This is a genomic window from Pararhizobium mangrovi, assembly GCF_006516965.1.
In the GTDB taxonomy this organism is placed as follows: Bacteria; Pseudomonadota; Alphaproteobacteria; order Rhizobiales; family Rhizobiaceae; genus Pararhizobium_B; species Pararhizobium_B mangrovi.
This window is the reverse complement of record NZ_VHLH01000054.1, coordinates 1-11,073: the sequence shown is the minus strand read 5'-3', so window position 1 is coordinate 11,073 and position 11,073 is coordinate 1. Positions and strand designations below refer to the sequence as shown.

At 63.3% G+C, this 11,073-nt stretch carries 9 protein-coding genes; 3 read left to right on the top strand and 6 right to left on the bottom strand.

What is annotated here, in order from left to right; translation table 11 throughout:
* Positions 1 to 157: 157 nt before the first annotated feature.
* The 6 genes from FJU11_RS18870 to FJU11_RS17890 form a co-directional block, all read right to left on the bottom strand.
* On the bottom strand, positions 158 to 691 hold the full coding sequence (locus tag FJU11_RS18870; RefSeq protein WP_407946744.1) for a type II toxin-antitoxin system VapC family toxin: 534 nt from the start codon (positions 689 to 691) through the stop codon (positions 158 to 160).
* Positions 692 to 974: 283 nt separating this feature from the next.
* The gene (locus FJU11_RS17910; RefSeq protein ID WP_141168441.1) at positions 975 to 2,141 is read right to left on the bottom strand and encodes an ABC transporter permease; all 1,167 of its coding nucleotides are present in this window, start codon (positions 2,139 to 2,141) and stop codon (positions 975 to 977) included.
* A gap of 2 nt (positions 2,142 to 2,143) precedes the next feature.
* On the bottom strand, positions 2,144 to 3,244 hold the full coding sequence (locus FJU11_RS17905) for a microcin C ABC transporter permease YejB (protein ID WP_141168440.1): 1,101 nt from the start codon (positions 3,242 to 3,244) through the stop codon (positions 2,144 to 2,146).
* 125 nt (positions 3,245 to 3,369) lie between these two features.
* Complete coding sequence (locus tag FJU11_RS17900; RefSeq protein ID WP_141168439.1) at positions 3,370 to 5,268, bottom strand: extracellular solute-binding protein; 1,899 nt, start codon at positions 5,266 to 5,268, stop codon at positions 3,370 to 3,372.
* Positions 5,265 to 7,151 (bottom strand): extracellular solute-binding protein, encoded by a 1,887-nt coding sequence (locus FJU11_RS17895; protein ID WP_141168438.1) that lies wholly within the window; start codon positions 7,149 to 7,151, stop codon positions 5,265 to 5,267. Before FJU11_RS17895 ends, FJU11_RS17900 begins: the two co-directional genes overlap by 4 nt.
* 141 nt (positions 7,152 to 7,292) lie before the next feature.
* Complete coding sequence (locus FJU11_RS17890) at positions 7,293 to 8,411, bottom strand: c-type cytochrome (protein ID WP_141168437.1); 1,119 nt, start codon at positions 8,409 to 8,411, stop codon at positions 7,293 to 7,295.
* 164 nt (positions 8,412 to 8,575) lie between these two features.
* Between FJU11_RS17890 and FJU11_RS17885 the strand changes: the two genes are divergently transcribed.
* The 3 genes from FJU11_RS17885 (at position 8,576) to FJU11_RS17875 (ending at position 10,864) form a co-directional block, all read left to right on the top strand.
* Positions 8,576 to 9,319, top strand: coding sequence for a 3-deoxy-manno-octulosonate cytidylyltransferase (locus FJU11_RS17885; RefSeq protein WP_141168436.1), 744 nt, complete (start codon positions 8,576 to 8,578; stop codon positions 9,317 to 9,319).
* Positions 9,320 to 9,321: 2 nt separating this feature from the next.
* Positions 9,322 to 10,203: a prephenate dehydratase gene (locus FJU11_RS17880; protein WP_141168435.1), complete on the top strand. Its 882-nt coding sequence runs from the start codon at positions 9,322 to 9,324 to the stop codon at positions 10,201 to 10,203.
* Positions 10,204 to 10,303: 100 nt separating this feature from the next.
* The gene (locus FJU11_RS17875; RefSeq protein ID WP_141168434.1) at positions 10,304 to 10,864 is read left to right on the top strand and encodes a fasciclin domain-containing protein; all 561 of its coding nucleotides are present in this window, start codon (positions 10,304 to 10,306) and stop codon (positions 10,862 to 10,864) included.
* The last annotated feature ends 209 nt before the right edge of the window (positions 10,865 to 11,073 follow it).

Below are 11,073 nucleotides of genomic sequence, written 5' to 3'. Positions count from 1 at the left end.
TGGCACCGTCCCCATGGCGGGATAAACGACACCGTGCCCATCAGCCGCCTCGGTCTCGATCAGGACAACCTGTTGAGGCTCCACATCTAGGTTGGGAACGCATACGAGCCATCGATGATCTGCGGTAAATTGCTCCTCTAATCAGTCTGGGCGGCGGCTATGGCAAGGCATCTGTTTTGACTATCCGACAAGGCGTGGGCGGCGATTGCGCCACATCTTCCGCATGGCCGCCTGATAAGCCTCGTGTCGACGATCGCGCTGTGATTTCCTGCGTTTTGCATGTGCTCAAGACAGGCTGCCGATAGTGCGATGTTCCGGTTGCCAAACTCATAGGGTGGTCGCAGCTTTGATGGATCGCCGTCGAAAGGCGGATCGCGCCGGGTAGGCGCAGCGGGGTCCGACTTGCGCGCATCGCGGCCGCAGATCGAAGGTCCGTTCGATTGACCGGTACGATGTCGACGGATGCGTTCGATACGGCAATCGCCTCGTAAAGCTCGACAAGGCGATCGTTTTCTTCGAGCAGCAGTACCACCATCAATTCGGCGAACGTCAGTTCGCGGGTCACAAGCGATGGTCGCGCTCTCAGCGAACTCGCCGTGGAGAGATCAAGCAGACGAGCGGCAAATGCGTCATTGTTTTCGAAGGCGGCGATAAAGATGTTCGTGTCGAGATAGAGGGCGCTGGACGTCACCACTCGTTCCGGAACGCGCGCGCGACGGCTTCTTCCGTCGCTACCCGCTGCGCCTTTACCTGAACGTCACGCATGAGCCCGAGAAAATCATTGTTCGAAACCGTTTCGCGCGGATCCTTCTCAACCGTAATCGTTACGGCTGCGTCAGAACGGAGATCGTTGCGCAGTTCCAGCGGCAGTTTCGAGGAGGGTAATGCCTAACGACGATCCTGTTCATCCGAATGCGCTCTTGCCGTTGCACACCGGTGACGGCGGTTATCGAACATATCGCAACGAATTGCACTTACCGGAACGTCTTGCGCGGGTCGAAGGCGTCGCGGGTCGCTTCGCCGATGAAGATCAGCAGCGAGAGCATGATGGATAGTACGAAGAAAGCCGTCAGGCCGAGCCAGGGGGCCTGGAGGTTGTCCTTGCCCTGGGCGATCAGTTCGCCGAGCGAGGGAGAGCCCGGCGGCAGGCCGAAGCCGAGGAAGTCGAGCGAGGTCAGCGTCGTGATCGAACCCGACAGGATGAAGGGCAGGAAGGTCAACGTCGAGACCATCGCGTTCGGCAGGAGGTGGCGGAAGATGATCGTCACGTTGCCGACGCCGAGCGCACGCGCCGCGTTGACGTATTCGAAGTTGCGCGCGCGCAGGAACTCCGCCCGGACAATGCCAACGAAGGCGACCCACGAAAACAACAGCATGATGCCGAGCAGCACCCAGAAGCCCGGCGGCAGGATCGCGGCGATGATGAGCAGGATGTAGAGCACCGGAATCGACGACCAGATCTCGATGACGCGCTGGAAGATGAGATCGGTCCAGCCGCCGAAATAGCCCTGGATCGCGCCGGCCGAGACGCCGATCAGCGCCGATGCGGCCGTCAGCACGAGACCGAAGAGCACGGATATCCGGAACCCGTAGATGACGCGCGCCATCACGTCGCGCGCCTGGTCGTCGGTGCCGAGCCAGTCCATGTTGCCGAGCGTGCAGTCCGGGTCGTTCGCCCCTTCGGGATAGGCCTGGCAGCGTTCCTTCTTCGACATCAGCCACCAGGGCTCCGTCGGCGCCGAATGCGGGATGTAGGAATTCGCCGTGTTGTAGGAATAGCGGATCGGCGGCCAGATCATCCAGCCGTGGCCGTCGACCTCCTTCTTGATGAAGGGGTCGCGGTAGTCGGTCTGCGCGAGAAAGCCGCCGAACTTCGTTTCGGGGTAATCGTGGAAGATCGGCGTCAGCAGCTCGCCCTTGTATTCGACGAGGATCGGCCGGTCGTTGGCGATGAACTCGGCGAACAGGGTGAGCACGAAGAGGATAATGAAGATCCAGAACGAGACGTAGCCGCGCCGGTTGGCCTTAAAGTTGCGCCAGCGCCGCTTGTTCGTCGGCGAGATCCAGCCCTTCGGCGGACCGTCGTCGACCACGGCGCGGCCGTGCGTCTCGGTCTCGTATTCCTCGACGGCGCGATCCATCGTCAAACGTCCCGCCGCTCGAAGTCGATGCGCGGATCGACCCAGGTATAGGTGAGATCGGAAACGAGCCCGACGACGAGCCCCATCAGCGAGAAGATGTAGAGCGTGGCGAAGACCACCGGATAGTCGCGCTTGACGACCGATTCGAAGCCGAGCCTGCCGAGCCCGTCGAGCGAGAAGATCGTCTCGATGAGCAGCGATCCGGAAAAGAACGAGGTGATGAAGGCTGCCGGGAAACCCGCGATGATGATGAGCATGGCGTTTCTGAAGACGTGGCCGTAGAGCACGCGCCGTTCGCTGAGGCCCTTCGCACGGGCGGTGACGACGTATTGCTTGCGGATCTCGTCGATGAAGGAGTTCTTGGTGAGCAGCGTCGATGTCGCGAAGGCGGCGAGCGCCAGCGAGATCAGCGGCAGCGTCAGGTGCCAGAAATAGTCGAGGATCTTCGAGTACCAGGGCAGGGACCAGAAATTGTCCGAGACGAGGCCGCGCAGCGGGAACCAGTCGAAGAACGAGCCGCCTGCGAAGAGCACGATGAGCAGGATGCCGAAGAGGAAGCCCGGCACCGCATAGGCGACGATGATGATGCCCGACGTCCACACGTCGAACTGCGATCCGTCGCCGACGGCCTTCTTGATGCCGAGCGGGATCGAGATCGCGTAGGACAGAAGCAGGATCCAGACGCCGAGCGAGATCGAGACCGGAAGCTTTTCGCCGATGAGGTCGATCACCGAAATGTCACGGAAATAGCTCTGGCCGAAATCGAAGCGGGCGTAGTCCCACATCATCTTGGCGAAGCGCTGGAGCGGCGGCTTGTCGAAGCCGAACTGCTTCCGGAGCTTGGCGATGAATTCGGGATCGAGCCCTTGTGCGCCACGGTATTCGCCGTTGCCGCTGCCGCCCGCTGCCGACTGCGAGCCCTGGAAATCGCTGCCGCCGCCGGAAATACGGCCGGTCGAGGTGTCGCCCTGGCCCTGGAGCTGCGCGATCACCTGTTCGACCGGTCCGCCGGGCGCGAACTGGATGACGATGAAGGAGATCGCCATGATCCCGATGATGGTCGGAATCATCAGCAGGAGTCGTCTGAGGATATAGGCGCCCATGGGCTATTCGTTCGCTCCAAAGGTCGCGTTCGATGAGGGGTACGGCCCACGATCGGCGCCGGTCAAATCATGACGTTCACCGGTCAAACCTTGCCGATCACCGGTCAAGCCTTGCCAATCACCGGTCAAACCTTGCCGATCGCTTCCGCTTTCTTGGTGTCGTACCACCACAGCCTTTCCACCGGCCATGCATAGTCCGGCTTCGGCCGTGAAAAGCCGAAAACATCCCAGTAGGCCACGCGGTGATTCGCCGCGTACCAGCACGGGATCCAGTCGAGCCGGGCGCGCAGCACCCTGTCAAGCACGCGCATGGCCGTGACCAGGTCGTCGCGCGTCTTCGCCTCGGCAATCCTTTGAAGGAGCGCGTCGTAAAGGCCGAGGTCGACGCCGGGCAGGTTGTAGGACCCTTCCTGCTTCGCCGACGTGCTGGAGAAGAACTGACCCAGGCTTTCCGCCGTCGGCGTCGAGGAAAACGAGACCGCCAGCATGGTCATGTCGAAATCGAACGTGCGCAGGCGCCGCTGGTACTGCGCCGCGTCCACCACGCGCATGCGCGCGCCGATGCCGAGATCGCGCATGTTCTGGACGAAGCCGGCGCAGGCGCGTTCGAGCGAGGTCGTGTTCATGAGGATCTCGAGGTCGAGCGGCGTTCCGTCCTTTTCGAAACCCGTTCCCTCGCGCTTCCATCCCGCTTCGCTCAACAGGTCGTTCGCCTTCTTGAGGAGCACGCGATCCTTGCCGGAGCCGTTCGCGACCGGCTGCATCGGCGCCTCGCCGAAGGCCGTTTCCGGCACGTCCGATCCGAGCCCCTTCATCAGTGCCGTCTCGGCGGGCGATGGTTTGCCCTCGGCCTTGAAGGGCGAGCGCTCGAAGATCGACTGGGAGCGGGTATAGCCATTGTAGAAGATCTTCGCGTTCGTCCAGGCGAAGTCGAAGCAAAGATCGATCGCCTGGCGCACGCGCACATCGGCGAAGCGTTCATGGCGCTGGTTCAGCGCCCAGGCTTGCATGATCGGCCGCTTTTCCTCGGCGAACTCGCCCTTGACGACCTTGCCGGCCCCTACGGCGGGAAACGCGTAGCCGGTTGCCCAGACCTTCGCGGTGAATTCCTCCCGCCACAGGATGTCGCCCTTCTTGAAGGCCTGGAAGGCCGGTTCCCGCTCGGCGAAGAAGTCAATGCGCAACCGGTCGAAATGGTCGAGCCCGCGAATGGTCGGCAGGTCGCGGCCCCAGTAATCTTCGGCGCGTTCGTATTCGATGGTCCGTCCCGCATCAACGCGCCCCACCTTCCACGGCCCGGAGGAGAGAGGCGGGGCGAGGCTGGAGGAATCGAAGGGGTGCTGCGTGTAGTAGGCGCGCGAAAAGATCGGCATCGTCGAAAGCGATAGCACGGCATGCGCCGACTGGTTGCCGGAATAGCGGATTTCCGCCGTATGCGGACCGCGGCTCTTGGCGCTGATGAGTTCGGCGAGCGGGAAGGCAAGCTGCGGGTGGCCGTTCTGCTTGAGCTGCAGCAGCGAGAAGACGACATCGGCCGAGGTGACCGGGGTGCCGTCGCGAAACCGAGCTTCGGGGCGAAGGCCGAAGGTATAGGTATTGCGGTCCTCGCTGACCATGATCCATGCGGCCAGATGGCAGTAGAGCGAGTCCGGCTCGTCGTAGGAATCGACGAGCAGCGTGTCGAAGGTCAGTTCCATGCGTGGCGGCGCGTCGCCGCCGAGCACGAAGCTGTTCAGCGTGTTGAAGGTCTGCGTGCTCTGGTTGAAGTTCGTGGTCGACGGCTGGAAGGCGAAGGTTCCGCCAGTCGGCGCGTCCGGATCGGCGTAGTCGAACTTTTCGAATCCAGCCGGATATTTCAGGTCGCCGAAAGCCGAGATGCCGTGCAGCCGCCGGCCGGTCGGGTTTGCCGCGAAGGCACCGCTGACGGAGATCGGCAGGAACAGCGCTCCCGCCGCACCGGCCGACACGGCGAGAAGGCGCCGACGGGTCGGCGAGAAGTCCGGATCATCTGCCCTGCCGGTCAAGAGGGAGACCCGCCGGCCTTTTCGGCCCACCAGCTGTCGGGGAAGCCGAGACCGAATTCCGGCAGCGATTTCGGCCGCTCGATCGTCTTCCAGAAGGCGATCGGCACGTCGCGCCGCGAGTAGCTCGGCACGACGTAATGATGAGAAAGCAGGGCGCGGTCGAGGGCATGCGTGGACGCGACCAGCTCGTCACGGTCTTTGGCGAAGATCACGTCGCGGATCAGCGTGTCGATGCCGGGGTCGGAAATGCCCGCATAGTTGCGCGATCCATCGCGCTTGGCGGCCGCCGAGCCCCAAAAGTCCGCCTGCTCGTTGCCGGGCGAAAGGGTCTCGGGCCAGCCCGTGTAGATCATGTCGAAGTTACGACTGCGCAGGCGATTGATATAGGAGGAGGGGTCGACCGTGCGCACGTCGACCTTTACCCCGATCCGCCCGAGCTCCTGCGCGAAGGGTAGCGCGACCTTCTCGATGATCGGGCCGTTCAGCAGGATCTGGAAGGTGAACGGATCGCCGGTCTTGGCATTCACCATCGTCCCGCCGCGGATCTCGTAGCCGGCTTGCCTGAAGAGGGCGACCGCCTCGCGCAGATTGTCGCGCTCCGCCGCGTCGGAGCCGAACTTCGGATTGGTGTAGGGCTTGGTGAACACGTCTGCGGGCAGGGTGTCCTTCACCGTTTCGAGGATCTCCTTCTCCCGGCCCGTCGGCACGCCGGGCGCTGCGAGCGGCGTGCCGAAGAAGTAGCTGTCGACGCGCTCGTACTGGCCGTAGAAGATCGTGCGGTTCAGTTCCTCGAAATTGAAGCAGTGGTTCAGTGCGCGACGGACGCGCGGGTCCTTGAACATGTCCCTGCGCAGGTTCGGCACGAAGCCGATCATCACACCGGTCGCCCGCGTCGGGTTGGGAACCGTCTCGCGTGTGATGCGGCCCTGTTTCACGGCCGGGAAACCGTATTGCGTCGCCCAGCGCTTGGCCTCGTTCTCGGCCCAGAAATCGACATTGCCGGACTTGAAGGCCTGAAACTCGACATTGCGGTCGGAATAGTAGGTGTAGGTGATCGTGCCGAAATTGTTCCGGCCGACATTCACGTTCAGGTCCTTGCCCCAATAGTTCGGATCGCGCTTGAGCACGATCTTCGCGCCCGGGTCGATCGAGGCGATGGTGTAGGGTCCCGATCCGATCGGCGCTTCGAGCGTCGTCCTGGCGATGCTGCGGCCGTTCGCGGTCCACCAGTGCTTCGGTAGAACGAGCATCTGGCTGACGATCGAGGGGAGTTCGCGGTTGTTCTTCTCGTCGAAATGGAAGGTGACCGCGTGGTCGCCGCTCTTTTCCACCGACTTCACGTGCTTGTAGTAGAAGAGCTGCTGCGGATTGAGTTCGACGGCTTTACGGAAGCTCCAGACGACGTCTTCCGGCGTTACCGGCGTCCCATCCGAGAAGTGGGCGTTCCTGCGCAGCTTGAAAGTGGCGGACGAGATGTCGTCGGGGTAGGAAACGGCCTCCGCGATGAGCGCGTAGGACGCGATGGCGTCGTCTTCCGATGTCATGAAGAGAGGCTCGAAAACCTCCGCGAGCACGCCCGATGCCGGATCACCCTTCGAGAGGATCGGGTTCAGCGTGTCGAAGGATCCGCTTTCCGAAAGGTTGAGCGTGCCGCCCTTCGGCGCGTCGACATTGACGTAGTCGAAATGGTCGAAGCCCGATGGATATTTCGGCTTGCCGATGAGCGCGATGCCGGTGTGCCAGGTCGGGCCCGCGTCCTGCGTACCGGCGGTTTCGGTCGCATTCGGCGCGGCAATGGCGCCGATCGAAGTCGCACAGGCGATCAGGCCTGCGCAGATGAGCTTCGGCCAGATGAGCTTCGGAATGACGCGGGGTCGCTCCATCGGGTCGTCCCTTCGTTGGCGGGCTTCGTCGTCCTGCCAGCATAAGGCGAAACGCGGCGAAAAACAGGAGCCATCCGAATTCCGACGACGCTTTGTCCCGGCCCGTGCCCGCTGCTGTCCGTCGCGGTTGCGGCGATGCGGCTACTGTGCGTCGTCCGGCACCTTCTGGCCGCTCTGTTCGTTCGATTTCTGCGTTTGCGACTGCGATCCGGCGTTCGGATCGTCGGTCGTCGCCGGCTGGTCGGACGGCGAAAGCGTGCGCGGCTCGCTCGATTGATCGCTGTTCGTCACGCCGTTCGGTTCGCTCTGGCCCGCCGAACCGGCATCGCCCGAGTTCGCCTTGCCCGAATCGGCTGCGTTCGAACCCTTGTCGCCCGAGCCGCCTGCGTTCGAATCGTTCGTGTTCGAACCGGCGTTGCCGCCGGTGCTGCCGGACGCGTTGCCGTTGGTATCGCCCGACGCGTTGCCCGAGCCGCTGCCGCTGCCGCTTCCGCCGTCGCCCGCGCCGTTGTCGCCGGCCGCCGACGCACCGTTCTCGTCGGTCGCATTGCCGGTGCCGGACGCGCCCTTCGGGCCCGAGTCGGCGTTTTGGCTGTCGGCTCCTTCGGAGGCTTTCGCCTTGGCGTTGCCCGCGTCGCCGTTGCCGGCCTTGGCGTCGCCGCCGTCACCGGAGGAGGCCGAATCCTTACCTTCCTTCTTGCCCTCGTCGGGCTTGGGGAAGGGGACCGGGTCGTCGGAAAGCGTGTGGAGATAGGCGATGACGTCGGCGCGCTGCTGGTCGTCCTTGACGCCGGCGAAGGTCATGGCCGTGCCCTTCACCACGCCTTGCGGGTCGTGGATGAAATGGTTCAGGTGGTCGTAGGTCCAGTGTTCCTTGCCGCCGTCGGAGAAGTCCTTCATGCCGGAGGAGTAGCTGAACCCCTCGTGCGAGGCGATCGGCCGGCCGACGACGCCCCAAAGGTTGGGGCCGATCTTGTTTGGCCCGCCCTTTTCGCCGTTATGGCAGGTCTGGCACTTCTTGAAGATCGACTTTCCCTCCGCGGGATCGGCGCTCGCGAGCAGGGGTGCGATCGGCGGAACTTCCGGCTTTTGCGACTGCGACGATCCGCCGCCTTCCGGCACCGCGGCCTTGATGACGAAGCCTTCCTTGGCCGGCGTCGGAGAATCGTAGATCGCTCCCGAAAGGATCGAAAGCGACATGGCGACGAAACAGGTTCCCAGAAAGGCGCCCGCCGCCATGTTCAAAAACGCGGAGTTCATGCGTCCTCGCTCCCCTTGCGTTCAGGCCCCTAATCCCCGGCCACGCTTGAATTCGGCTGGAACCTATGGCTTTTGCCGCCTTGTTGCAACAAGCATCGAGAACGATCGCAAGAGGGCAAAAGCCCGGCGTTTCCGCCTCGTCGAAGCCCTTTGAAGGAGCGCGCATGGCCCCGTCCGTCGTGGTTCTCGTCCCAGCCCGGATGCATTCCACGCGCCTGCCGGGCAAGCCGCTCGCCGAGATCGCAGGCGAGGCGATGATCGTGCAGGTCGCAAGACGGGCAAGCGAGGCGGCGATCGGGCGCGTCGTCGTGGCGACCGATACCGAGGCGATCGCCGAGATCGTTCGCGGTGCGGGGTTCGAGGCGGTGATGACGCGCGGCGACCACGCATCGGGCTCCGACCGGATCCACGAGGCGCTCGGCATGATCGAGGGGGGCGGCGAGATCGACACGGTGGTCAACGTGCAGGGCGACCTTCCGACCATCGCGCCGCAGACGGTGCGGGCCGCGCTCGCTCCGCTGGAAGAACCCGAAGTCGACATCGCGACGCTGACGACCGAGATCGCCGACGATGCGGACCGGACGGCGAGCCACATCGTCAAGCTCGTCGGCTCGCCGGTTGGACCGACGCGCCTGCGCGCACTCTATTTCACCCGGGAAAGCGCGCCCTGGGGCGAGGGGCCGTTTTATCATCACATCGGGCTCTACGCCTATCGCCGGTCGGCACTCGCGCGCTTCGTCGCGCTGCCGCCGTCGACGCTCGAACGCCGCGAACGGCTGGAGCAGCTTCGCGCGCTCGAAGCGGGCATGCGCATCGACGCCGAGATCGTCGAGGGCGAACCGCTCGGCGTGGATACGCCGGCCGATCTCGAGCGCGCTCGCCAGATCCTTTCCAAAACCGGGAGTTGACAATGACGGACCGCGTCAAACGGATCGCCTTCCAAGGCGATATCGGTGCCAATTCGGACATGGCCTGCCGCGACATGTTCCCGGACATGGACACGATTCCCTGTCCGACCTTCGAGGACGCGTTCAACGCCGTCGAGAACGGGTCGGCGGATCTCGCGATGATCCCGATCGAGAACACGATCGCCGGGCGCGTCGCCGACATCCATCATCTGATGCCCGAATCCGGGCTCTACATCGTCGGCGAATATTTCATGCCGATCCATTTCCAGCTGATGGTGCTGCCCGGCACGAAGGTCGAGGAGATCCGCACCGTCCACAGCCATATCCATGCGCTCGGCCAATGCCGCAGGATCGTGCGCGAGAACGGTTGGAAGCCGGTCGTCGCCGGGGACACGGCGGGTGCCGCACGGCTCGTCGCGGATACCGGCGAACGCACCATGGCCGCGCTCGCGCCACGGCTTGCCGCCGACCTCTACGGGCTTAAGATCGTTGCCGAAAACGTCGAGGATACGGAAACGAACGCGACGCGCTTTGTCGTGCTTCAAAAGGAAAGGCAGTGGATCGCGCGCGAAAGCCCGAGCGACCTGATGATCACCACTTTCGTCTTTCGCGTGCGCAACCTTCCGGCTGCCCTCTACAAGGCGCTCGGCGGTTTCGCGACCAACGGCGTCAACATGACCAAGCTCGAGAGCTACCAGACCGGCGGGCGCTTCTTCGCCTCGCAGTTCTATGTCGACGTCATCGGCCATCCGGACGATACTCCGCTTGCCAACGCCCTGGAAGAACTCGGCTTCTTCTCACGCGAGCTTAATATCCTCGGCGTCTACAAGGCGCATCCCTTTCGCGAGCGCGAGGCGGAGGCGTCGGAGAACGGGCGGGCCTGAAACCCGTATGATGCAGCTCGCGAGAAAGTGGTGAAACTTTTGCCGGCCACGGCGCGTAAGGTCCCTTGTCGTTCAAGGCAAACACAATCGGAGGTGTTCCATGTTCAAGAAGACCCTTACTGCCGCCGCTCTTTCGACAGCGCTCGCTTTCGCCGGTGGCATCGCAACCGCCTCGGCACAGTCCGACCCGATGGTCGGTGGTGCGCCGATGTCGCCGCAGCAGACCATCGTTCAGAACGCTTCGAAGGCGAACAATCTGACGACGCTCGTCGCGGCCGTAAAGGCTGCAGGCCTCGTCGATACGCTTTCCGGCAAAGGCCCGTTCACGGTGTTCGCGCCGACGAACAGCGCCTTCAACGAAGTGCCGAAGAGCACGCTGAACTCGCTGATGAAGCCGGCGAACAAGGACCAGCTCACGTCGATCCTGACCTATCACGTCGTACCGGGAATGCATTCCGGCCCGGACATGCTGCGTGACGCCAAGGCGCACGGCGGCAAGCTGATGCTCAAGACCGTCAATGGCGAGGAACTGACCGTCGAGCCTTACGAGCAGGGTCTTGCCATCGTCGACGCCAAGGGCAATCGTGCGGTTGTCACGACCGCCGACGTCAACCAGTCGAACGGCGTCGTCCACGTCATCAACCACGTCCTGATGCCGTAAGCGGCATCGACGCCTGATTTTCGTGCGTTCGGGCACGGACCGGTTCGCCGGTCCGTGCTTTTTTATGCGCGCATGACCCGTACTGCCGACCGGGATCTGCGAAATGAAGCGGGCGTCTTAGATGTGAGCTTTCATTAGGTTGTCCATCCGGTCCGGACCGGGGATGTTGAGGTTGTGAGACTTCAGAGTCCAGGGAGGGACCGGATGAA